Here is a 22,608-nt window from a genome sequence, read left to right as displayed (position 1 = left end):
GCGGGCCGTTCGCCCTCGTTCGGCAAAGTCACCTGAATCGGTTCAGGCGTGCTGACGGGTGCCTGGCATGGGATGCTCGGCACAGGAGGAAGACCCCGATGGACAAGATCGACTTCAAGAAGCGCGACCGGGCACTCTATCACCCGCCCGCCGGCCAGTTCGTACCGGTCGATGTACCGCCCCTGCCCTACCTGATGGTCGATGGTCGCGGCGACCCGAACACTGCCACGGCCTACCTGCAGGCGGTGCAATGGCTGTACTCGGTGAGCTATGCACTGAAGTTCGCCCTGAAGGCCGGGGGCCAGGACTACGTGGTGCCACCGCTGGAAGCGCTTTGGACCGCCGAGGATCCGTCGAGCTTTGTGGCACGCCACAAGGATGAGTGGAGGTGGACGGCGATGATCCGCACGCCGGATGGGATCCGTCCAGCGCAGTTGGAGGCTGCCATTGCCAAGGCGGCGAAGAAACTGGGCGACGTTCCGGCCAGCCTTCGCCACGAAATTCTCGAAGAAGGCCTCTGCCTGCAGACGCTTCACGTAGGCGCCTACGATGACGAGGGTCCGGCCCTGGCCCATCTGCACGACGAACTGATGCCCGCACTGGGTTACACCTTTGCCGGCCCCCATCATGAGATCTACCTGAGCGACCCGCGCAGGACCGACGCGACGCGGTTGAAGACCGTGCTGCGGCAGCCCGTCCGCGCGGAATGACCGCCTGCGAGCACCGCTCTGACAAGGGAGCAGAAGATTCATGCCCCTGATTGATCGTTTACTGCGCTGGACCACCCTGCCCACCGGGCGCCGCGCCTTCGCGCTGCTGTGCAGCGTGTTGTTGCTTGTACTGGCCTGCAATCCCGACCTGCTGCCGCTGCTGTCGCTGATCGATGCACTGGGGATGGATGTGGTGGTGTTGCTGCTGGCTGCACAGGTAACGGTGGTACTGCCCTGGCTACGGGAACACACGGGCGATGGTTCCGGCTGGCCATGCGGATCGCGGCCGGGGTGCTGGCCGGGGTGATCGGCGGCTATCTGCGGCAACTGGTGATGCTCGTGCTCATCAGATCCGGCACCTGCTGCGCTATATATAGGGCTTGATGCCCCGGGCCTGCAGGGAAGACATGAAACAGCTCGCTATCACACTCGGTGCACTGCTGCTGTCCGGCAGCGCATGGGCCGATACACACCAGACCGGAAAAATCACCAAACTGGTTGTCGAATCCACGTTCGTTTCCGTGTGGCTGGAAGGCCAGCCCACCAACAACGAGTGTGCTTCCGACGGGCGCTGGACAATCGATCTGGCCAGCGACAAATCCGGACGGGAAAAGTACGCGGCCATCCTGTCGGCGGCGTCATCGCGGACACAGATCGGCTTCCACGCACTCACCAGCGAAGGTTGCGGCGTGTTCGGAGCAAAGAAGATCTACTATTTCGACCTTGCCTATTGAGGCAGCACTCCGCGCAGACGTGCTGCTCAGCGCCTCGGGACCGGATCTGCGATGCAGACCTTCTCCCCAAGGCGCAGAGTTCTGCCGTCCCCGTGCCCTGCGGGTGAACGATCAAGCGGCCAGAAGCAGACACTGATACCGGAAAGGTCATTGCCATAGTCTTCGGGGATGCCGGTCATGGCAATGCCCATGACTTCATTCCAGCCCGGCGCGCCACACTTCAGGCAAGCTGCCGCGCTCGCCTTGGCTTTGCCTGGTGTCCATCGCGCGGGCGGAAGGCCCATTCGCCCAGCTTTCCATTCGACATACCGGGAATGGAAGCCAATTGAAAATCCACGCCCCATGTCCACCGTTGTCGTCGAGGCGTCTGCGGGAACCGTCGATTCAACCCGGATCATCACCGGCCGGTCGGGCAACGTGGCGCCGACCTCAATGCAGTAGGTCGGCGCGCAGGCCTGCGGCACAGAGACAGGTGGCGCAGCGGATGCTGCAGCCGGCAGCGAGGCGGCCAGAATGACGACTGAAGAAGCAATCCGCATGATCATTTCCTCTTGTCGTCCTCGATGAGGGTCTTCAACACCTGCTCGCTGCCGTTGCTGTTTCAGCAGGTTGACCGGGCTCATTCAATCCAGACGTTGGAAATCGAATGTGACCTTCCTGGTGCAGCGGGATGGGACCGGAGGGAAACGCCACTTCGCCACGGCAACCAAGGCTGCGCGCTCATAAGCAGCATTGTCGACCCTCCCCCGGTCCAGCGCTTCAAACTGTGACCGCGTGATGACGGGATTTGTCACCCGCCCATCCTCTTCAACGACGACGGTCGCCACGACAGAGCCACGCACCTGCATCTCGGTCGCGGCGGAAACGACCGGCGCAATGGACTCCACCGGACTGCTTGCCGCCTGGCAAGGCCCAGGGAGCTCCTCACCGGCACGACATGAGGCACTGGACAAGGCCAACGCAAGCATCAGAACGCGGTTCATTCAACACTCCCGATTGCTGGTGGGGGAGCAGACATTAACCGTGCCGTTCGTGTCGCTGTAGCTCTTCCGGGCAGGCTCCCCCAGCTCACGCGCGGCCCGGGTCTCCACCCCCGTAGCCCGCGCCTCCTCCGAAGATACGCCGACTCGGATCTGCATCACGCCGTTGCTCTCCGAGTTGGACTGTGGCGCAACAAGCGAAGCCTGGAAAGCGGACAATCCAACCCGATCATGCTGGGCAGCATGGCTCACCTCGTGACCGCCCCCCAGAGCAGGAGACTGGATCTCCCCGGAGGATTTGACGCGAAGTCCAGAGGTGACATCAATGCTGATGATTCTCTTGTTCTCGTCATATCCAAAATCACCATTGCGATTGAACTGTATGGTGTAGGTCTCATCGGATAGGAGAATCTGCTTCAGTTCAGAGCTGATGGTTTCTGACTTCATCCAATGGTTGAGCACGGCAGCACCATCACGCAGCGTCGCTCCGCCTTCAAATGCGTACTTGACGATTCGCCCATCCGGATCCGTGAACCTGTAAGGATTCCCGTTCGCATACCTATACCGGTTGAACTGCCCCACCGGCTGCTCATACGCCGTGACCGGATCAACCGACAGGAACACACCCAACTGCGGATCCATGTAGCGCTGCTGCATGTAGATCAGGCCCGTTGCCGAGTCGCTCACGTGCCCGGTATACCCCGGCCCGTCCGTGACCTGACCACCGACCACGGCCCCGTAGGGCTCGTAGTCATAGCGCTTGATCACATTGCCGTTGGCATCGCTCTCAGCCACGACCGAGCCCAGGGCGTCAGTGTGGATGTACGTCACAGTGGTCTGGGCGATTGCGGATGGCGACAGACCAAGGCCGATCAGCAGCACACAACACAGCCAAGCGCCTGATGCCCCCAGCTTGCGAATTCGATCTCCACATCTCCTGAAGCGGGTAAACACGCCGCCTGCAGTTCCCCCGAACCTGCGCATCCTTCCAATCTCTGAAAGAGCCTTGAAGCAAGGCTGGGTATTCATAGCACAGGAATGACCGGCTGCAGTTGCCAGGTCAGGAACTGTGCAAGGAGCCATGCGCCTGGGAAGGCGGAGGGGCGGGTAGATCGCGAGGCTCAGAAATCGCGACCTGCCAGCCATGGGCTGGCACTCCTGGGGTTGCCGGCCAGCGGCCGGCACTACCAGAGCATAAAAAAAGCCCCGACCAAGGCCGGGGCTTTTCTACAACTGGTGCCGGAAACAGGAGTCGAACCTGCGACCTACGCATTACGAACCCAGCCTAGTGACCCCAACTAGCGACCCAAGCGACTCGCAGCTTAGCGGATGAGCCCGACTCCGGCGGAGCGGACCGGCATGGACCGTTGCCAGCGGCACGCTGTAAGGGCCTCGACTGGCAATTTGCCAAAGGGTGTTCCTAAGGCTGACCGGAACTGACCCGACTGACGGTAAGCGCCAACTAAGCCTTGGGCTGCGGACAGACCCACCCCACCAGCCCCGCTACGGACGAGGATGAGGACACTCCTCACCTACGGGGGCACCTCAGCGCTGAGACCCACGCCTAGGAGCGTCGCACTAGTCATGCGAGAAGCCTGCTGCGCTCCAGCTTTAAAATCAACAACATAGGGAGCGCGATAAGCGGGAAAAGCTCCTCGTAAGTCAGGAAGCTAGCCGCTAGGCAGGCAGTCGACCGCATCACTTGATATATAGCCTCCTCTAGCGCAACTGCCCCGCATTAGGTGACACTCTGGAATCATCACAGGGAGGGGAATGAAGTGAAGAAAGTCTTTGTGTCGTACAGCTGGGAGGACGACAGCCACATGAACTGGGTCACCAAATTGGCCGGCGACCTGGAAAAAAACCCAGACATACACGTTGTCCTTGATCGGTATGACCTCAGTAGCACCATGGACAAGAACAAGTTCATGGAGGACGCTATCTACGACTCTGAGATTGTTGTAGTTATCGCCACACACGGGTACATGCGCAAAGCCAATGAGCGAATTGGCGGCGTAGGAATCGAAAGTGCACTAAACGCACAGAAGTTTTGGGAAACCGTGGATACTCATGGCACATCCAATACACTAGTCGTTTCCCGCGAGCCCGGCAGTACCCCTAGGTATCTCAAGCAACAGTTTCATATCGACTTTAGCGCAGACGACGCATACGAGAAAAACCTACACACCCTCCTGCGCGAGATTCGCGGCAAGAAAATGGTAGAACGTCCAGCTAAAGTCTATAAACCAGAGAAGCGTGCCTATGAGCTGACACTTGTCAGCAAGCTGATTGGCCTAAGCTCCAAAAAACGGAAGGAGCCAGTCTCCATCCGAAACGGCACCGACTATTCCGGAGCCAATAAAATCAAATTCGAGGTATGGGAGACCAACACACCTGCACCGAACCATATAATCGCCCTCCACAATAACGTCAACATAACGCAATCCCTAAGCCGAGCCGCAGAGTCGATCCTATCCCAAGGCTCAACTCCAAAATACATCACAATACTCAGGGATCGTCCAAGATCTAAGTCTGCAAGCTACCCAACCACGCAAGCATGGAAGAACCTCACAAAAAATGCCCAGATTAACGACACTAGTTATACAGACTACACCTGGGAGTACTGTATTGAGGATAGCTTTAAGTCCGAACCGCCACCGCATAGTATCGATTTCTACACAGAGCAAGATATAGCCTCGGGCGAAGAGCTGCACGCGAACGCGGCACTCCATCTAGCTAGCATTCTTACAAGTACTTCAGACTGCTCGCCGATTTTGGTTAGGGGCGGAGGAGGCATTGGCAAGACGTCGCTTTGCACTGCCCTCGTCAGCCACCTAATGAAACACCATAACAAACACTTTATTTGCTACCTAATTAGATCAGAGGATATTCGGCGACATCTAGATGGCGGTCCTACGCCTTCAGTCGATGGCATCTACGATCTTTACCAGTTGCAGGCAAGTTATCTTGGACAAAGCAACATTCTTGACCGGGACACATTTGAGCTATCCGTCTTGAGTGGGAACCTGATCATCGTCATTGACGGACTGGATGAGTTCCCTTCGATCCTCAAAGATAGCTTCAACCCCCAATTGCTCCTTGAGTCGATAACTCATCTTCAGCAACAGCTCGGCTTCGGAAGAATCCTCATTACATCCCGCCCCAGCGCGAGCGGATTGGACTCCGCATTTGCGTCATCCGGGTTCGACATAATGGATTTGCTCGGCTTCGACACCAACAGTCGGGAGCGATACCTAAGCAAACGGTTCAGGTCATCCAATGAAAAAGAGTCGATAATTAGGAAAATAAATGCACATATCGACGGAACGCCTCTATCCGACGACAACCGCATCCTGCCATTCTTTATCGACGTACTATCGTGCGTCTATGAAGAAGCAAGCGAAAGCAAACCATCCAATCTGAAGATCGAGTTTTCACCAACCCCATACCCATCACTCAACGAATTAACTGACCACATAATAAGTGCAATCATTACACGGGAATCAAATCGACACAATAATCTGATTTCCGAAGGAAATTTCGTCGAGTTCTTCAAAGAAATAACACAGTCACATGATGGAGTTCTGTCCAACGCAGAGCTAATGGAGACGATTCAACTGCTCTTTGACCAAAACCACGATGAGATTGTAGAACTAGTAAAAAAGAACCCACTCATCCGCTGCCTACCCGACGGCATAAGTCTAAAGTATGACTTCTTGACGTCTTACTTTAATACTATTTTTATTCTCAGCGGAACGGTAGAGGATTTTAATAGGTCGTACGTGATGGCGCTATCACGAGCGACCACTGATAGCACGGAGTTCAAAGAGATCGCACGCTTCTTCAAACGTGAGGACTTTCAATCTTTCTCCAGAAAATGCGCCCATTTTCTACAACAGGCACTACTGTCCTCACAGTCCGATGACAGACGGTATAATTCAGCACTTGGAGCAGCATCTGAGAACTTGGCAAGCCTTATTGCGGCGGTTAACGCCCAAACTAAGGAACAGTTCACTTCCGCCATCCTAGATGCGTACTCGGATGGCGCACAGGACCGAGTTACATGTCTTTACTTGAAAGGCGACGTTCCGCCATTTGATTTCCGAAACAAGAAGATTAGTAAAAGCAGATTCAGATCTTACACAAGATTTTTGGAATCAGACTTCTCAGAATCTAAGTTTAGCCATTGCTCTTTCGAGAACTGCCACAATCCGTCTATAAAAAGTTCATCATTCCTTACTGCTGAGCTGGACCCACAGAGCTGTAACCTCGGAGATCTTTCGGACTCAACTGCTATGCTAGACGCCGAAGCAGCTAAGGACGAAGTCCTACTTAGGCGTGAGGTCACGCGCTTTCTCAGCGCCTTCTATAAAGGCGCCAACTTTAGGGAGCTGCGCACATCGCATATCAAGTTCTCCATACATATAGACGCGCTTTCATCGACCAACCTCTCCAGAGTTTGTAGCAAAAATTACATATTCAAGAAGGCAAGCAAAGAAATCGATGATTTTTTTGCCATATCTCCTTCATTCCAAGGAAGCGTCCGTCGCCTACTTAATGACGGATACATCGATGGACAGATGAAGGGCTTCTTCGACTTCGCGCGAGGAACGTAGTAACTATACTTAACGCGACGTAGTGACCGTAAAGGCTCCCATTCGGGAGCCTTTACGTGCTTAATACTACGGAGCACAGCGCGGCACTCACTTGCAGCGCGCAAGCAGCGAAGGTAGCTGCGCCCCCCCCCCCCCCTCACGGCCAAATACCGCCAGCAGTCGGCCTCACTTCTAAGGATTCTCCATAAAGCGGCTTAGACGGCCATCCCGGAGATCGTTCGCTACGACCTTGAGCATATCGGTCGCAGGGGATGAGACTTGAAGGGCACACATTTTTTACCGCCCCTACAAGGCAGAACACCACCGTACACTTCATACATGGCCACCAAGTCTTGCGGTTGCAGGCAGTGGCAGCTTCGCCGCCGCCCGCATCTTGCATGTTTAGCCCCGGCCGCATGCGGTTCAGTAGCGCTTCGTATGGGGCAGATGGCTACATACATGGCAATTGGGCAACGGTTTTTCGGCTAAGCCCGCAAACAACCCGACGCAGCGAAGCGACTAGTGACTAGGTGTAGCACCGTTCGATAAGCTTGCGGGAAACAACACACTGATGTCCTCGCTACAGGAGCCACCAAACTGCGCATGTGTCATGTAGATCGTCAGAAACACTGCATACTTGTGCGAGCAATCTGTACGTCAAAGCAATCTCCGGAACGTTGCAACCATATGGCGCTCATCAAGTGCACGCCAGACCGCACCAGAAGCTCGCTGAGCGCGCCGCAGGCGCGACCAGCGGCACCCCTGCACGAACACCGGACAGGTTCGACTAAGAGGCTCACAGAAGTTCCAGTAAATATCTAACTAACTACTCTCAGTATAATCCCGGAAATATTCTTTTTGCGCGTCCCCGAAGGGGCGCGCCTCTGGACCCGAGGTGCGAGGGCCGAAGGCCCGAGTACCGATGGGACCAGTCACGGGACATCAACGTTGTCATGCCAGTAATATATCTACCTTCTCGAAGAGAAGGTAGTTGCTCTTGATTTATAGCTCTTATGGGGCTGCTGACAAGCAAGCTCGTTTGCGAGCGTGGGACCTTGATGGAGCGCGCTATGCAGCCGATTGTCGCTGTTTCTTCTCGCGATGCCTGCGCTGGCTGTCCCGGTTCTGCTCACGCCTCCTATCAGCGCGGGGATCGCCTGAGCTACCTGCGGCATGCAGCGCGCGCGTCACCTTTCGCTTTACGCCCGAGCACTGAGCCACGAATGGACAGCTGTGACAAGGCATATCCCGCACGTCGTTACGATTGCCGAGGCACGCCGGAACGTATCCTTCAGGCGCGTCAGTGACCGTCGCAGGCACAGCGACCGTCGCCAGCGCGTCCCGGACCATATCTGCTTCAAACATCGCCTTGGCACGTGCCTCTGTCAGCGGTCCACCGGCCCCGAGATATCGGGCCAATTGGGCGGGACGGTCCTTTGCATGCAGAACATCGGCACGCAATGCCCGCATTGCCGCAGCATGCACAGGATCTTCGCTGGACGGCTCCATAAAGAAGCGCCGATCCCAAACGGGCAAGTACAACCGTTCACTAGCCTCAGCCCAGGTCGGGTGTCCTCGCATCCATGCGTCGAACAACTTCCCGGAAAGCAGCTGGTTTGGTAATGGTGGCTGCTTGGCCTTACGGCCGGACAACCAGCGATCAAGTACGATTTCGCAGAACAGGTCGTACGGCATCCCCAGTTCGTCAGCCTTCTGACGGGCCTGCCACAAGCTGGTAATAACTGACCTGTCGTTCAATGCGAGACTTGGCGCACAGGGCTGCTTGTGCTGCCCCTCGGAAAGGTCAAAGTGACGCGCCCAAGCAGCACGGTACGCGGCGATGTATGCTTCCGTGAACGCCTGCGTGGCCTGCACCGGGGACATGTAGCGGTTCCCGACCCAACGGGTGTGCAGCAACAATGCCTCTTTAGCAAGCAGGCCTTTATCGATGTACGTGCGCTGGAAGACCAATTCTCCCATCTGTCGCCCCAATGGATCAGTCGACTTCAGCGCGCGTTGATACGCGGCGTCCCTGCTCTGCGCCTCCACCATGTTCTTCGTAGACGTCTTCTTTCGGGCAGGATTAGGCCGCTTAGCCTTTGCCGTTGCGCCCTTCGCCTTTGACTTTTTGTTCCGAGCCATTTTCCTGCCCTCCTCGATAAAGACAGTGTTATACCGACCGGGTCGATGAAATCGCCGGTCTTCTTATGTTCACTAGCGCACGGCGCGCCCGAACGCTTCCGCTGCGGGCGCGCAATGGATTGACGCGAGTCAGATGAGGGAACGCCCCCAAAGCGGTTGAATGGCGCTATCGCCAAACGTGACAGCCTGAACTTCACCTGGTCCCAGGCCATCCCTAGCCGTCACGCTCCTTAGTGCCGTTAGGCGCAGAGGGGCCCCTCCGCACCCAACATGGTCGGCAAGGGCCGCTACAGGCTCGGACCTCAGCGACTGACGGCGTCGAGCTCCATCACGTGCAGCTGCACGTCAGCAGAGACAAGCATTGCGGGAGTGATGCGCTTCTTGCCGCAGTGGCGCAGGTAGGTCGCAGCACGCTGAACGTAGTCGCGGTAGTTGATGCCCGTCATGTCAACCAGCTGACGGGCCCTCCAGATAGCGCGAAACATCGGTTCGTCGCAGACACGCAGGTCGTAGCGACGATCAGCGGCACCCGTGTTGAGCTGGATCACCTTGGCGAACTCCAGCGTTGCCTCAAAAGCAGTCATGTCGCGACACGCAGAATCCCGTCGCGCCTTGCAGCAATCTTCCGCAGAAAGCGATTCCGGACCCATGATTTCCTCAGCAATGCTGTACTGTGCGACGCGAGATGCCTCGTTACCTTCGCGCTGCGCAGCAAACAGGCGGGTCGAGCGCTCGATGCAACTATTCTTCTTCATTGAATCTTCCCTTCTTTTGTCGCGGTTGCCGGCGGCATCCGTCGAAAGCAATATTGAAGGCGAATAGTTTGGGGGACTCATTGAAGTCGAATAGTCCGCCAACCTAAAATGCGGTATGGCGACCGCACCCTACACCCCCCTATCGCATGCTGAAGTCAAGGAACTCCTGATCCTTGCTAATGACTTGACCGGCGAGTTGGATGCAGAGCTATTGCTATACAAGCCCATCACGCTCTCCACCCCCTCGTTAATGGTGCTAGATGCGATAGCTCGGGCCGATTCCTCCAAGGCAAGACCACTGACCCGAGCCAGCTTGGCCCGGCTCATGAAAGTTGCGCCTTCGTCGATGTCGTCTCTCGTCGCCCGATTGATCAGAGAAGAACTTCTAGAGGAGAGGCCGTTGGATGACCGGTCTCGTGGACTTCAAATCAGGCAGGAGGGGCGAGCCCTGCTTGCCCAGGCAGCTGCTGACTGGAAGACTTGCTTTGAAAGGGCCAAATGCGATCTGTCGCCACTAGAGTGGCAACAATTGTTCGAGATGATCAAAAAGCTCAACACTGCACGCGAGAAAAGGCGGATTGAGGAGAGGGCAAAGTACATGCGGGCACCCTGATGTCACAGGCATACACGTAGCAGGCGATCGCACGGCAGCGAGCACGGTGCGTCATGCTATGTATGGAGTAATTCTGCAGACGACGCCACTTCGCCGCTTATGCACTGCGATTTTTGCGCACCACCTAGGACTTCGTGTTTTGGACGCAACTCATCCGCATCCTCACTAAAAGCCCGATGTCTGCCAATGCGCACCAATCGCTGCACAAAGCTCGCCTGGTGAAGCAGCTACACCCCTGCATCGACAGTCCTCGGACAGCCCCATATTGATCGGTAGCGCGATCCTAGAGCGCCTACTCGATGCTGCTAACCCGGCGACTGAGACAGCAGCCAGATAGTGCATCAACTGACATAGAAAGGCCCGCTGACGTTGCCATCAGCGGGCCTGGTTGCGGCAAATCTAGTTGCTCAGCGAGGGCGAATCCCCAAGCCCAGCATCACAGCCCCAGCGATTGTCAGGGCTTGCCCCACTGCGAGCGCATGCATGTTGGCAATGTTGCCGTAACCGCTTGCTGAGGGGTTGATCAGAAAATAGAGCCCAATGGCAAGTGCGACTAGCCCCAATGCCACACACGCCGATGTCGAGCCACGCTCTTCCCGGGCGTTCGCGCTCGCACGATTCGATTCAACAATTGCCTTGGGCAGGTCGGCATAGCACTTAGGACACTTCGCGGATGATCTGCCCGAGGGGATCGCAGCATGACAAGCCGGGCATTGATAGAGATTAATCGCTGAATCGCTGGCTTGCATGTTCTCTCCTCCATGATTGGATGTATTTGGGTTTCCGACTTCAGTCACCGGTTGAATTACCTATCTGAGCATCATTGACCAGATCCCGCAGCGCAGCGCGCTGCTCATCATCCAGGCTGTATTCGGTATCGCAGACACGGACCTCGATCCTCTTGGCACCGGCGAGGGCCCCTGCTTCTGCCAAGGTCATCTTCTTGCCGAACGATAGGATGGCGTACTCGTATCGATTGAAAGCGGGCATGTCGCTGGGAAGCGAAACAGCCTTTCCATCCACGAGCATGTCAAAGCTCGTACCGGCACAGCGAACGTCATAGGACATGTTGAAGGTGACGATAGCCGAAACGGTGAAAGAGTCCGACTTCGTTACAGCGCGGTCTCCGTCTACCACGCTCTTCAGGCTCAGAGAAATGCCCCTGCTGGTCTTGGACAGCTCCGATAGCTCCACTTTGGCCTCGTAGGAAGTTCGATCCTTGAAACGGTCGTATGACCGCTGTTGTTGAGCCACTACCTCCCCGGGAACAACAGCCGTCAGCACCAATGACATGACGGCAACATGCGTAATCCGGTTGTTCATTCCAACGTCCCCGACTGAGCGCTGACGGGCCCGGCCACCCCTTGCGGCCAGTCATACCTCGCCCAACGCTATATACTGATATGGTAATGACTTCTACTGATCAGGTATATGGCCCATGCTCCTGCAGGTTCACTCACCGTTACCTCCGCGTGCCATCGCCCACAGTCATCACTGCTACGTTTTCCAAACGGTTGTCCGAAGCTCGAGCACTGCGCGGGCTGTCCCAGCGCGCGCTGGGGGCGCTGGTGGATAAGGATCAGGACAAGAACCGGGGGGCCGTGCTTATCAACAGGTACGAGCGCGAACGAAACCAAGCCGACATGACCAAGGCTGCCGAGTTGGCCAAGGCATTGGATGTACCGGTCGCCTACCTATTCGCTGAGGACGATGACCTAGCTGCGGCGATCTTGGCTTTCGCCAAGCTTCCCTCTGCGGATCGCCAAAGGATGCGGGAAGAGCTCGAGCGCCTAGCAGGTCAGCAGTCGGTTTAATCGGCTCATGCCGCCAGCTTTGCGACAGCCGCCGCCAAGGTGTCCGGGGCCAGATGTGCATACCTCAGTGTCATAGTGATGTCTGCATGGCCTAGCAGTTCGCGCACAGTGTTTAGGTCCACCCCTGCCCGCACCAGGCGCGATGCGAAGTGGTGCCGCAGGTCATGGAATCGGAACTGTTCGATGCGGGCGTCGGTGATCAGCTTGCCCCACCCCTTCTTGATGTCACCCACCTCGAATACTTTGGCAGCACGTCGCTCGCCTGCTTGACCGGCCCAACGCTGCAGGACTTCCATGGCTTCGACATTCAAGGGGATGTGACGCTGTCTACCGGACTTGGCGTTCTCGGCACGAATGGTCAGCATCTTGGCTTCCCAGTTGATGTCGGCCCACATCATCGACAGCAGCTCACCGCGCCTCATGCCGGTATTGATGGCTGTAAGGACCACCGGCGTTAGGTGATCCACATACCCGTCCATCGGCAAATCAGGCAGAACCGCCTGCCGATACCGGCGACGAGCAGCATTGGCGTTCGCCCTGCCCTCTACACCAGCAAGATCGCGCGCTGCGAGCGCGGCCCGGAGCATCGCCTCCTCATCAGGGGACAAGAACCGTACGACCTTGCGACTCGCGGCTGATCGCTGACGCATGCCCATCAAGGGGTTAGTCTCGATCAGCTTCCACTCAACGGCCCGAGACAACGCAGACCGAAGGCAAGCAAAGTCGCGCGCTGCGGTAGCCTTGGTGACGGCATCAGGGCCAGTGACACGGCCGCGCCACCATCGCTCCATTGTGGCCACGTCGATTTCGATGATCTGACGGCGTAACAGCCACGGGAACACTGATCGAATTCGGTCTGGGTACTGACGACCACCCTTGAGCTCAGCAACCGCCCAAGGCTCGAAGTGATCGTTGAGCAGTGTTTCCAGCGTGCAACTAGTGGGCTTGGACTTTGCGAGAGCGGGCAAGCCAGACTGAACGTATTCAGCTACAGCCTGCCTGGCCTGGTCGCGGGCTTGATCAAGCGTCAGGTGCTCGACCGACCCCAATGTACGTCGCTTACCGTGCGCCCAGGTCACGATCCAAGCTTTGTGACCTGATGGCTGCACTCGTAAGATCAGGCCACGAACCTGAGCGTCCCTGATCTCGTAGGGGCGATCTCGGGGCTCCGCCGTGAGAACGATGCGTTTGGTGAGCGCGGATGACATGGATCGGTGTCTCGTAAGTGGCGATAAGGCCAACTTAGGACAGGATGCGAGCCGGTGTTCGGATGCGGATCGTCCGCGTCACGCTCGGCTTCCAGCAGAACGTCAGTCAGGGGCCGTCGCGCCCCTTTCATGCTGGCGGACATAGCCCAAGCCGTGATGCAATACATTGATGCGGCACTAGTACGATTTCGAACGGGCCAAGGAATGAAGACCAATAGCGCATCTCGTATACACGGCATCATGTCTAGCTGGAAAAGCGTCAAGCCGGATCTTCCGGCCCTAAGCGGATGGCAGCAAGTTCTAAGCATTGAAAGCAAGAACGGGACTCGCGAGTTCATTCGTGCGTCAGAGCGGATTCACATCTTGGTAGATGAAGTGGACCTACTGCGGGATAAGCTGCACATGCGCGGGATTTCAGCCAGCGTCTATGGGCCCGCTCTTATGAAACTTGAGAACGCCTTATCGCCCCAACTTCTTGTTAGGCAGGGCGTACATGTTCAACAACACCTAACCGATGACGTCTTCACAGCTCTCGCGTTCTGCAGCGAAATCCTACCCGTCGAAGAAGACGGCATTAGTACTGAAGATTTCGCGGACGTTGTCAGCGTTATACATGATCTAGAGCTCCTCCTAGCCGAGAACTCAATGCCCTCGGAGTTGACCGCTCTGCTGCGAAGGCATATACGCTTGGCCGAAATGGCCCTTGCAAGCTACCCATTGAGGGGTGCCTCAGCGATCAGGGACGCAGTGAAGGCCGCGACCGGCGATATTTTTCTCAGCGAGTCCGAAGTGTCCAGCCTCCCGGTCGAACAGCGAAAGACGCTAAGCGGACTCTGGCGCAGGATGAATTCCCTGGCGGACAAAGCCATCAAAGTGGACAACCTCGTTCAGCTCACTGGGCGTGTTGCGACCTTTCTTGAGAACCTTGCGAATGATTGATCGTCATAGGTGGGGCCACCACTGAATGGTTCGCCTAAGTAGCAACGAAGCCGGATCATCAGCACCAGCGAAGTAAAGGTGCGGACACAAGCCGTCCGCAACCAACAACACTGAAGCCGGACCAGTCACGAGCTAGGCAGCAAACCCCCTGACCAATCAAAGAGTTCCAACGCCCCGCCCAAAAAAAAGCCCCAACCAAGGCCGGGGCTTTTCATTGCAACTGGTGCCGGAAACAGGAGTCGAACCTGCGACCTACGCATTACGAATGCGAACGATTCTCATTTTAGTCATTTAAAAACAATGACTTATTGAACTCAAGGGAAAACCTTGGGAAAATCCATTCTTCTAATCAAGGACTGAACGAATGGCCCGTCCCAAAAAAACCGCCCGCACAAAGGGCGTCTACGACCGCGGTTCGGCGTTCCAAGTGAAGATCAAGCGCAAGGATGCAGCGGGCAACCTGCACGCCATCAACCGCACTTTCCCTTACAGCGAAGCGACCCGAGCCAAGGCCCTCGCCCAGGCCGAGGCGTTCGCTTCTGCAGAGCGCGCCGCGCTCCACGAAGAGAAGCAACCCGCCTCCAACCTGATGAGCAGCCAGAGCCTGGGGGTCTGGATCGAGCGCTACATCGCCGAGGTGCTCTCACTCAAGGCCAAGGATGGCAAGAAGAAGGGGAGCGACAACGATGCGCGCCTCTTGCGCCTGCTCGCCAAGCGCTTCCCCGCCACCTTCAGCAAGCCGGTGGACAAGCTCACGCCCCAGGACTTCGGCCTCGCCAACGGCGGCATGGCCCGGTCTTTGGAAGATGACTACTACCTCGCCCCGGCCACCATCACTCGCCAACTCGCCGTTCTCTCCAGCGTCTTCACGGCAGCGATCAAGCGCTGGGGCTTCAAGATGGACAACCCCATCCACGCCACGCTCAAGCCCAAGGTGAGGAACGAGCGCGAGCGGGTGGTCACTGATAAGGAGTGGGCGGACATCCTGACCGCCCTTGCCCCCATGTCCGCGGCCACCCGGGGCGCCATTGCCTTCCTGCGCTGGACCGCGGCCCGCCGCAGCGAAGCCATCAAGCTGCGCTGGGAAGATTTGGACTACAGCAAGCAGCGCCCCGAGGCCACGTTCCGGGACACCAAGAACCCCAAGGGTGGCAAGCCCATCCATCGGACCATCTTCCTCACTCCTGAAGCGGTTGCGGTGCTGGACACCCTGACCAAGGAGCTCCACGCCGCCAAGCTGCGCAAGGATCGCATCCCGCCCTCTCCCCAGAACCCGCCCGCCGTGCGCCCCAGCTCCGGTTTTGTCTTCAGCTTGGACGAGGGCAAGACCTCGATTGCCTCGGACACGCTCACCCAGGCCTGGGGACGCGCCCGCGAACAAGCGGGGGTGACCGACGCCACCCTGCACGACCTGCGCCACACCCGCATCACCGAGCTGGCCAACTTGCTGCCCATGCACCAGGTCATGCAACTCTCGGGGCACAAGACCACCCAGATGCTGACCCGTTACTACAACCCTGACATGCAAGATTTGGGCGAGCTTTTTGAGGTCACGAAAGCAGCGGCTGAAAAAGCCCAGCGGGACTACTTGAAAAAGACGAGGAAGAAAAAAGGCAGTTGACTTCGCCTTGGTGTGTGCTATGGCTTTCAACGGGACGGGGTTTCTTACTCCTTTTTCCCTGCCCCACTAAGCCCCCGAGCTGCAGGCCTCCTCCCCCGGTTGTTCGGGGGCTTTTTTTGTTTTCGCCCGCTTGCGCTTTTCCGAAAATCCACTACCCCTGAAAGCATCCATTGTTCTTTCTGGGAGGAAAGCATGCAGCCCCGCTTCACCATCGCCGCCGTTCTGGCTTGCCTGGCCTTGGCCGGGTGTTCGACCGTTCAACCCAAATCCAAACCCAAGCCCAGCAGCCCCTGGGTTTTCCAAACCCCGAAGCCGCACGGCGCCATTTACCGATTCTTCCACCCGAAAAGCGAAAGGACGTGGAAAGGGGTTTCCCCAGCGCTGCGGGAAAAGGTCGAAGCCGTCCAAGCCCAACTGGCCGCGGAAGGGTTTGATGTGCGGCCCGTGGAAGGGTATCGAAGCCCCGAGCGCCAGGCGGCCCTGCTTGCCTCCGGGTCTGGCGTGACCAGCGTTGGGGCATTCTCCAGCTGCCACAACTTCGGACTGGCCTTGGATGCCGCCGTGTTCGTCAATGGGGAGCCCAGCTGGAACTTGGACGATGCCCATGTGATGGCCGGCTATCAACGCTTTGGGGAGCTGGCGGAGATCGTGGGGCTGAACTGGGGCGGCCGATGGACCAGCCCGAAAGACTATCCGCACGTCGAGATGAAAGCCGAGTGCGGCCAAGCCAAGTGGGCCTACCGGCAGGGGCGCAAGCCGGGCGCGTTTCCTTCGGTGACCGGAGAGCCCTCTTCGGAAGTGCTGGCCCGTGCGCTGGCGCCGGCTTGGTGCCCTGCGGGGATGGAAACGTCGTGTCTGGCGTGGGGCAATGAAAACCGGATGACCTGGAACTGGACGCTCCCGGCTCGGGTTTGTGTCGGCACCTTCCCTAACACCTTGAAAAAGATCGCCTGATCGCCTTGCGGAAATGCAATCGCCTGCTATGGATGAAGTATCAATCCATACTCGGGAGGGTTTTCATGTCTTCGCTTCGCATTTCGATCTTAACGGCTTTGATGGGGGCCTCGTTGTTTGCCTCCCCATCGTTTGCTCAAACCGCCACGGGAACCGGGGCCACGGCTTCGGAACCCAACTCGACGGCGACCGGGGAATACGCCCAAGCCTCAGCCCCGAATGCCACTGCAACGGGGGCCTATGCCAATGCCTCCGGGAACGGGGCCATCGCCACGGGCGTTCAAGCCAACGCCTCCGCAGACAACTCGACGGCGACCGGGGAATACGCCCAAGCCTCAGCCCCGAATGCCACTGCAACGGGCGCCTATGCCAATGCCTCCGGGAACGGGGCCGTCGCCACGGGTGTTCAAGCCAATGCCTCCGCAGACAACGCGGTGGCGTCGGGGACGAATGCCCAAGCGTCCGGCGCGAACTCCATTGCGACGGGCCAAGCCGCAAATGCCGCGGCGGTGAGCGCCGTCGCGGTAGGCACGCTGAGCTACGCGGGGGGCGAAGCGTCCATAGCCCTGGGCGCGCAATCCGCGGCTACCGGAGCCCATTCCTTGGCGGTTGGTGTCCAGTCACAAGCCAGTGGGGATCTTTCCATGTCCTTTGGCTACTTCAGCCGTTCGCGGGGCAATGCATCGATTGCTCAAGGCATCTTGGCAGAGGCAAACGCTGACCATGCAGTCGCCATAGGCAGTTCTGCCGTTGCCGATGCATTTCAGTCACTTGCACTAGGCGTTGGGGCTGAGGCCCGAGCGCAGGATTGCGTCGCTTTGGGTTCTCATAGCCGTTGCTGGGCCAGCGACGAAGTCAGCGTGGGATCCACTTTTGAGGACGGAGGCCAGAGCACCCGCCGAATCACGAACGTTCGGGCCGGCACCTCAGACACCGACGTCGCAAACCTCGGTCAGGTCCGTCAGGCGGCCCAAGCGTTGGGCGGCGGCGCCACGTTCGTCAACGGCAACTTTGTCGCGCCCATTTATCAGTTCCGCAGCGGTGCCACGCATCAAACTGTGGGAGCCGCTTTGGACGACCTAGATGGACGGGTGACTTTCCTTGAACAAAACCCAGGCAGCGGTTCGGGCACGCCCGGCCCGCGCGGCGCAGATGGGTTAAGCGCCTACGAGGTGGCGTTGGCCAACGGCTTCCAAGGCAATGAACAAGATTGGCTGGCAAGCCTGAAAGGGGAGCCAGGGGTCCAAGGACCTGCCGGCACCGATGGGGTGGATGGAACCGCCGGGACCGGCGCGGGCTCGACTGTAAGGGCGGGCAAGAACGTCGAGGTGACCGACAACACGGACGGCACCCAAACCGTGGCGGTCAGCGACAACGTGCAACTGTCTGACGCGGGCTCCGTCCAGGTCGGCACCACCACGCTCAACGGCCAAGGCGTGACGATTCAAGGCGGCCCTTCGGTGACGACTGCGGGCGTCAACGCGGGCAATCAGCGCGTGACCGGCGTGGCTCCGGGGCGCATCGAACGCGGGTCCACGGATGCTGTGAACGGTGGGCAGGTCTACGAAATGCAGCAGGTGTGGGATGACCGCTGGGTCGATACGGACCGCCGTTTGCGGCACCAGGATCGCCGCGTCAACGGCTTGGGCGCACAACTCGGCGCGATGAGCCAGATGGCCACCGCTGCGGCCCAGAACGGGGGCACGGCCGTTGGCCAGGTGAACCTGAACGTGGGCGTGGGATTCTCGGGGGGCAGTGCTGCAATGGCCGTGGGCTGGGGTGCTCGGGTGTCTGAGCGCACCAGTATTTCTGCTGGCCTGTCCTTTGGCTCTGGCAACAAGCCGGTGGCCGGCTTCGGGTTGAGCATCAACTTGGGGCGCTAAACGATTGCGTGGTGGAAAAGGAGGTGATCGTATCTCGGCAAGGGCCCTTCGGGGCCTTTGTTCGTGGCGAGCCTTGACGAATCGGATCTTTCTTTTATGGGTATGTAGGTATACCCATCTTGGGAGGACCTTTGAACTGGAAACGCAATCAGAAATACCTGTCCCGCCCACGCCATCTCTACGGCTTGTTCTTTGACAACGGGTGCTGCTACGTGGGGCAGACCGTCGACTTAAACCAACGCGAGCAGCAGCACCGCAGCGCTCGTGGGGGCTGGCAGGGGCGCCGATTCTCGTTCGTGCCGCTGTCGAGCATGACGGGCACCCAGGCCGATGCGGAGGCTCACGAATACGCTTGGCGTTACAAAGCCTTTCAGCATGGCTGGCGAATCTATAGCAAGCCACCGGGCATTCTTATCCGCGATCCCCGCAGGCGCACCACTGGTTACATGAAGTCCTTGGCGGCGGGGTATGCGTGGCCCGAGGCGGTTCCGCGCCGCTCGGCGGGGGCTCCGTCGTCCCTGGCTTGGGGGTTCTTCAAATGGCTGTTCCTCTACCCCTTCCTTTTCGGCGTGGCGGTGATAGTGCTGCAGGCCGTGGTCATGGCCACCCTGTAAAGCAAGGGCCCCGGCGGAAGCCGCGGGCCGCCCCTCCAAGCAAAAGCGGTTTGGAGAGAAAAGCACATGGGCGGCATGGCCGCCCAGCCTGCTGCTCACAACGAGAAGCCCTGCGTGTGTTTCGGGGACTGCGCCGGCAGCTTGGGAGACGCCTTGCGCGCCCGCCGCAACGGCTCCAGCACTTCCAGCAGCCAACGGGCCTTGCGCTCGCCCTCGCTCCTCTGCGGTTTTGGGCGTTCCGCGTGCTCCTTCAGCAGCGCGTCGAGCTTGCCTTGGATGCGCGTTCGCTGAGCGGCTGGGCGTTGAGCGGTGGGGCGTGCAGCTGCCCCAAGGCGCTGGACAACCGGCCGTTGCGGATCGTCTTTTAGCCCCGCGTCCAGAACGGTCGCCTTCAATCGCTCCAACCCCAAGCGGGTGTTGAGTTGCTCCACGTCATCGTAGGTGCCATACAGCTTGTAGCTCCCTTTAGTCAAACGGGTAAAGGCCACCAGCGAACTGGCGTTGTCCATCATCCCAAGGTTCATAAGGTGGAACACTTCGCGCTTGCCCTGCCCTTGGCTCTTGTGGACGGTCACCGCGTAGTCGTGGACCACCGCCTTGTGCTCGTGCGTGTTCCACACCACCTTGCGCCCATTCTCCTTTGGGTTCTCCGAACGCAAGGTGCCGACGATATCGTAGCCGCCAGAGCGCGACGCTTTGATGGATTGGATGGTGGCCTGGGTGCCATTGACCACACCCAAGTCCTTGCGTTTGGCTGTGAACATCACCCGATCTCCCTCTACCAAGGCCAGATCGAACTTTCGTCCATTGACGCGCCCCTCCACCACCACCTCATCCGTGCCGATCTCGCCGCGTTCTTTGAGGCCTTTTCGAATCCCTGCGTTGAGAGCGCCGACCTCGGCCCGGCTGTGGGCCAGCACCAGCTTGTCGTCCAGCGCCGCTGGATTCTTGAAGTAGTCGTTCACCAGGCGCTCGATGCATTTCTCCTGCGAGTGGGCTTCCACGATGGAGTCCATCAGGCGCTCCTTCTGCTCATCGCCCAGCTCCAAGGTTTCGCGCCGGCTGCGGGTGCCCTTTTTCAGATCGACCACTTCACCGTTCTCGTTTTTGGCGTAGAACCCCATCGCCGTCTCGCGGTCCTCCTGCCGCGCCTGTCGGCGAATCTCGGTCAACTTCACATCGCCCACCGCTTGCTTGGTGAGCTGAAAACCGGACCCGGCCCCGATGGGCTGCAGTTGCTCGGCGTCGCCTTGAAGGATGACCTTGGATTTCGCCTTCTCTGCGTAGGCCAACAAGGCTCGGGTGTCCCGCGTGTCCACCATGCCGGCTTCGTCAATGACCAGCACGTCGTTGGGCTGGAGTTCGCGCTTGCCTTCGGCCAAGTCGTGAAGCATCTGTGCCATGGAGGTTGAGGGCATCCCTGATTCCACTTCCAACTTCTGGGCGGCTTTGTTCGACACGCACACCCCCAGCAGCACCATCCCCTCAGATTCCAGCGCTTCCTTGTAGAGCTCGGAAATCGTGGTCTTGCCGGTGCCTGCTAAGCCGCTCAAGTTTGCCACCCCGCCACTGCCGCGACAGATGTGGTTCACGGCCACCAACTGCTCTTGCGAGAGCTGGAAGCCCTTGGCTTTCTGGTAGTCCTCAATGACGCGATCCACCGTGGCCTGCGAAGCATGGTGCTGGGTCTCGTTGGCCCGGCGGTTGGCGATGTCCACCACCGCTTGCTCCGCTTGCAACATCCATGGCGCGCAGAACCGGTCTTCCGTGTGCTTGCGGGCCAGTGTCTGCCCCCGGTCTTCGTCTGCCAAGCGCTCGGCGTTGACCAGCACCAGCCCATTGTCTTGCTTGAACTGCTCAATGCGGGCATGGAGTCCGGCCGCGTCCAACTTGCCGGCGTATTCCATTCCCAGCACCCGCACCAAATCAATGTCGTTGAACACGGCTTCGTTCTCGTGGAGCAGTTCCAGCAGCTCGGCGTCGCTCTTGTGTTCCACCTTGTTCAGGTTCCCCCGCGCTGCTTTCAACGTCTCCGGCGTCAGCTCGAAGTCCTTCAAAGCCTCCTGCCAGTGCTCGACCAACTCCGTGTAAGTGGGCTCGTTCTTGTGCTTCCGCGTGGCCTTGTTCGCCTGTTGGGTGCTGACCCCATGCTGCTCCGCGTATTCGAGCAGGGCCTTCCGGCGCTTGCTGAAGTGGTCGATGACGTCCTGGTCGATGCCCGCAAGGCGTGCGTAGGATCGGTTGGTCTCCTTGCCGTCGTCGTCCAGTTCTCGGACGTGCTCGACCTGATAGCCCAACCCTTGAAGGTTCTTGTAGAGCTCCAGCTTGTAGATTTCATCCATGGCCCGGGCATGGCGATAGATTTCGACGGCATCGAAGGTCGATTCCTTGCCATCGGCTCCCAGCGCCACCCCATAAACGAGATGGTGGGTGTGCAGATCCATGTCGAGGTCACGCCCGGCGAAGTGCTGGTGGCTTGACCACACCAGGCCCTTCACGCCGATCACGTCCTTGCCGCCCTTTCCCCGTCGAGTCTCAACCATCTGTTCCAGCCGGTTCATCGCTTCTGTAGAGGCGGCTTGGTGCGCCTTGAGCACGGCATCGCGCCGTTCTGGCGACTCCATTGCAAAGAGAATCCCAACGTCCTTGGGCGCCGACACCGTGACGTCGTAGCCGACCCGGTGGCCGCCGACCACCACGACCTCGGGCTTGCCTTGGGCGTCCAGGACGGGATCCCCGTTCTTGTCCACCTTTGGCCGCACCTTGCCTTTCTGGCCTGCGTTCTGGCAAAGCGCCCTCCCTGTCTGGGGGTCGAATCCTTCGGCCAGCTTGCTCATGCTCTCCCGTGTTACCGCCGTGGACAAGAGATTGAGGTGCGCGGCCATCTTGCCGCCCCAGGCCATGGTGCCCTGCGCGTTCCCGTCTTTGTCGAGGTAATACTCGGTGAGCATCAGATACTCGACCACCGCCGCGCCGGACTTGCTGTCCGTGCCTTGAGCGGTCAATGCGGTGACGTTGAACATGGAGTTCTCCAGGAATGGGTATC

At 58.7% G+C, this 22,608-nt stretch carries 19 protein-coding genes and 1 pseudogene; 11 read left to right on the top strand and 9 right to left on the bottom strand.

All coding sequences use genetic code 11. From position 1 onward, the window contains the following. Nucleotides 1-98 precede the first annotated feature (98 nt). From CKW06_RS06930 to CKW06_RS06920, 3 genes and pseudogenes are all read left to right on the top strand, one after another. The gene (locus tag CKW06_RS06930; protein WP_024957470.1) at nt 99-710 is read left to right on the top strand and encodes a GyrI-like domain-containing protein; all 612 of its coding nucleotides are present in this window, start codon (nt 99-101) and stop codon (nt 708-710) included. Between the two features lie 40 nt (nt 711-750). Further along, a pseudogene (locus CKW06_RS06925) lies at nt 751-1,094 on the top strand (hypothetical protein). 23 nt (nt 1,095-1,117) lie between these two features. Continuing rightward, entirely contained in the window at nt 1,118-1,444 is a 327-nt protein-coding gene (locus tag CKW06_RS06920) for a hypothetical protein (protein WP_005412640.1), read from the top strand. 26 nt (nt 1,445-1,470) lie between these two features. On the opposite strand, the gene CKW06_RS06915 is transcribed toward CKW06_RS06920, so the two are convergent. From CKW06_RS06915 to CKW06_RS23900, 3 genes are read right to left on the bottom strand one after another with little or no spacing between them, the layout of a single operon-like run. Continuing rightward, nucleotides 1,471-2,067, bottom strand: coding sequence for a hypothetical protein (locus tag CKW06_RS06915; protein ID WP_224119353.1), 597 nt, complete (start codon nt 2,065-2,067; stop codon nt 1,471-1,473). Continuing rightward, a complete protein-coding gene (locus CKW06_RS06910) occupies nt 2,068-2,427 on the bottom strand; it encodes a TonB family protein (RefSeq protein ID WP_024957469.1) in 360 nt (119 codons plus the stop codon). Continuing rightward, nucleotides 2,428-3,378, bottom strand: coding sequence for an RHS repeat domain-containing protein (locus CKW06_RS23900; protein WP_024957468.1), 951 nt, complete (start codon nt 3,376-3,378; stop codon nt 2,428-2,430). Between the two features lie 869 nt (nt 3,379-4,247). Between CKW06_RS23900 and CKW06_RS06900 the strand changes: the two genes are divergently transcribed. Beyond that, complete coding sequence (locus CKW06_RS06900) at nt 4,248-7,040, top strand: NACHT domain-containing protein (RefSeq protein ID WP_143578645.1); 2,793 nt, start codon at nt 4,248-4,250, stop codon at nt 7,038-7,040. A gap of 1,047 nt (nt 7,041-8,087) precedes the next feature. Here CKW06_RS06900 and CKW06_RS06895 read toward each other — a convergent pair. Both CKW06_RS06895 and CKW06_RS06890 read right to left on the bottom strand, forming a co-directional pair. Further along, nucleotides 8,088-9,161, bottom strand: coding sequence for a bZIP transcription factor (locus CKW06_RS06895; protein ID WP_038645669.1), 1,074 nt, complete (start codon nt 9,159-9,161; stop codon nt 8,088-8,090). Nucleotides 9,162-9,463: 302 nt separating this feature from the next. Beyond that, entirely contained in the window at nt 9,464-9,916 is a 453-nt protein-coding gene (locus CKW06_RS06890) for a hypothetical protein (protein WP_024957465.1), read from the bottom strand. Between the two features lie 115 nt (nt 9,917-10,031). Here CKW06_RS06890 and CKW06_RS06885 point away from each other — a divergent pair, with 115 nt between their 5' ends. Then, complete coding sequence (locus CKW06_RS06885; RefSeq protein ID WP_024957464.1) at nt 10,032-10,529, top strand: MarR family winged helix-turn-helix transcriptional regulator; 498 nt, start codon at nt 10,032-10,034, stop codon at nt 10,527-10,529. Nucleotides 10,530-10,936: 407 nt separating this feature from the next. Here the strand turns inward: CKW06_RS06885 and CKW06_RS23510 are convergent, their stop codons facing one another. Then, the gene (locus CKW06_RS23510; RefSeq protein ID WP_143568531.1) at nt 10,937-11,278 is read right to left on the bottom strand and encodes a hypothetical protein; all 342 of its coding nucleotides are present in this window, start codon (nt 11,276-11,278) and stop codon (nt 10,937-10,939) included. 40 nt (nt 11,279-11,318) lie between these two features. Further along, the gene (locus CKW06_RS06880; RefSeq protein WP_024957463.1) at nt 11,319-11,852 is read right to left on the bottom strand and encodes a hypothetical protein; all 534 of its coding nucleotides are present in this window, start codon (nt 11,850-11,852) and stop codon (nt 11,319-11,321) included. Nucleotides 11,853-11,938: 86 nt separating this feature from the next. Here CKW06_RS06880 and CKW06_RS06875 point away from each other — a divergent pair, with 86 nt between their 5' ends. Then, a complete protein-coding gene (locus tag CKW06_RS06875; RefSeq protein ID WP_231910894.1) occupies nt 11,939-12,343 on the top strand; it encodes a helix-turn-helix domain-containing protein in 405 nt (134 codons plus the stop codon). A 5-nt stretch (nt 12,344-12,348) separates the two neighbouring features. On the opposite strand, the gene CKW06_RS06870 is transcribed toward CKW06_RS06875, so the two are convergent. Further along, nucleotides 12,349-13,551, bottom strand: a complete 1,203-nt coding sequence (locus CKW06_RS06870; RefSeq protein ID WP_024957461.1) for a site-specific integrase — start codon at nt 13,549-13,551, stop codon at nt 12,349-12,351. Nucleotides 13,552-13,755: 204 nt separating this feature from the next. Here CKW06_RS06870 and CKW06_RS06865 point away from each other — a divergent pair, with 204 nt between their 5' ends. The 5 genes from CKW06_RS06865 (at nt 13,756) to CKW06_RS06845 (ending at nt 19,562) form a co-directional block, all read left to right on the top strand. After that, nucleotides 13,756-14,490: a hypothetical protein gene (locus CKW06_RS06865; RefSeq protein ID WP_143568530.1), complete on the top strand. Its 735-nt coding sequence runs from the start codon at nt 13,756-13,758 to the stop codon at nt 14,488-14,490. Nucleotides 14,491-14,854: 364 nt separating this feature from the next. Next, nucleotides 14,855-16,111 carry a tyrosine-type recombinase/integrase gene (locus CKW06_RS06860; protein WP_024957459.1) on the top strand — a complete coding sequence of 419 codons (1,257 nt, stop codon included), beginning with the start codon at nt 14,855-14,857 and terminating at the stop codon, nt 16,109-16,111. A gap of 192 nt (nt 16,112-16,303) precedes the next feature. After that, nucleotides 16,304-17,065 carry a M15 family metallopeptidase gene (locus CKW06_RS06855; RefSeq protein WP_024957458.1) on the top strand — a complete coding sequence of 254 codons (762 nt, stop codon included), beginning with the start codon at nt 16,304-16,306 and terminating at the stop codon, nt 17,063-17,065. 65 nt (nt 17,066-17,130) lie between these two features. Then, on the top strand, nt 17,131-18,948 hold the full coding sequence (locus CKW06_RS06850) for a YadA-like family protein (protein WP_130519067.1): 1,818 nt from the start codon (nt 17,131-17,133) through the stop codon (nt 18,946-18,948). A 131-nt stretch (nt 18,949-19,079) separates the two neighbouring features. Further along, nucleotides 19,080-19,562 (top strand): GIY-YIG nuclease family protein, encoded by a 483-nt coding sequence (locus CKW06_RS06845; protein ID WP_024957456.1) that lies wholly within the window; start codon nt 19,080-19,082, stop codon nt 19,560-19,562. Nucleotides 19,563-19,657: 95 nt separating this feature from the next. On the opposite strand, the gene mobF is transcribed toward CKW06_RS06845, so the two are convergent. After that, nucleotides 19,658-22,585: a MobF family relaxase gene (gene mobF, locus CKW06_RS06840; RefSeq protein ID WP_136191679.1), complete on the bottom strand. Its 2,928-nt coding sequence runs from the start codon at nt 22,583-22,585 to the stop codon at nt 19,658-19,660. Nucleotides 22,586-22,608: the final 23 nt, after the last annotated feature.

Source organism: Stenotrophomonas maltophilia, from assembly GCF_900186865.1.
Lineage (GTDB): Bacteria > Pseudomonadota > Gammaproteobacteria > Xanthomonadales > Xanthomonadaceae > Stenotrophomonas > Stenotrophomonas maltophilia.
Note: the sequence above shows the minus strand (reverse complement) of the source record. Positions and strands in the feature narration are given on the sequence as shown.

Coding starts and splice junctions, on each gene's coding strand:
- CKW06_RS06930 (WP_024957470.1), top strand. CDS start 99: ATGGACAAGATCGACTTCAAGAAGCGCGACCGGGCACTCTATCACCCG.
- CKW06_RS06920 (WP_005412640.1), top strand. CDS start 1,118: ATGAAACAGCTCGCTATCACACTCGGTGCACTGCTGCTGTCCGGCAGC.
- CKW06_RS06915 (WP_224119353.1), bottom strand. CDS start 2,067: ATGAGCCCGGTCAACCTGCTGAAACAGCAACGGCAGCGAGCAGGTGTT.
- CKW06_RS06910 (WP_024957469.1), bottom strand. CDS start 2,427: ATGAACCGCGTTCTGATGCTTGCGTTGGCCTTGTCCAGTGCCTCATGT.
- CKW06_RS06900 (WP_143578645.1), top strand. CDS start 4,248: ATGAACTGGGTCACCAAATTGGCCGGCGACCTGGAAAAAAACCCAGAC.
- CKW06_RS06895 (WP_038645669.1), bottom strand. CDS start 9,161: ATGGCTCGGAACAAAAAGTCAAAGGCGAAGGGCGCAACGGCAAAGGCT.
- CKW06_RS06890 (WP_024957465.1), bottom strand. CDS start 9,916: ATGAAGAAGAATAGTTGCATCGAGCGCTCGACCCGCCTGTTTGCTGCG.
- CKW06_RS06885 (WP_024957464.1), top strand. CDS start 10,032: ATGGCGACCGCACCCTACACCCCCCTATCGCATGCTGAAGTCAAGGAA.
- CKW06_RS23510 (WP_143568531.1), bottom strand. CDS start 11,278: ATGCAAGCCAGCGATTCAGCGATTAATCTCTATCAATGCCCGGCTTGT.
- CKW06_RS06880 (WP_024957463.1), bottom strand. CDS start 11,852: ATGAACAACCGGATTACGCATGTTGCCGTCATGTCATTGGTGCTGACG.
- CKW06_RS06875 (WP_231910894.1), top strand. CDS start 11,939: ATGACTTCTACTGATCAGGTATATGGCCCATGCTCCTGCAGGTTCACT.
- CKW06_RS06870 (WP_024957461.1), bottom strand. CDS start 13,551: ATGTCATCCGCGCTCACCAAACGCATCGTTCTCACGGCGGAGCCCCGA.
- CKW06_RS06865 (WP_143568530.1), top strand. CDS start 13,756: ATGAAGACCAATAGCGCATCTCGTATACACGGCATCATGTCTAGCTGG.
- CKW06_RS06860 (WP_024957459.1), top strand. CDS start 14,855: ATGGCCCGTCCCAAAAAAACCGCCCGCACAAAGGGCGTCTACGACCGC.
- CKW06_RS06855 (WP_024957458.1), top strand. CDS start 16,304: ATGCAGCCCCGCTTCACCATCGCCGCCGTTCTGGCTTGCCTGGCCTTG.
- CKW06_RS06850 (WP_130519067.1), top strand. CDS start 17,131: ATGTCTTCGCTTCGCATTTCGATCTTAACGGCTTTGATGGGGGCCTCG.
- mobF (WP_136191679.1), bottom strand. CDS start 22,585: ATGTTCAACGTCACCGCATTGACCGCTCAAGGCACGGACAGCAAGTCC.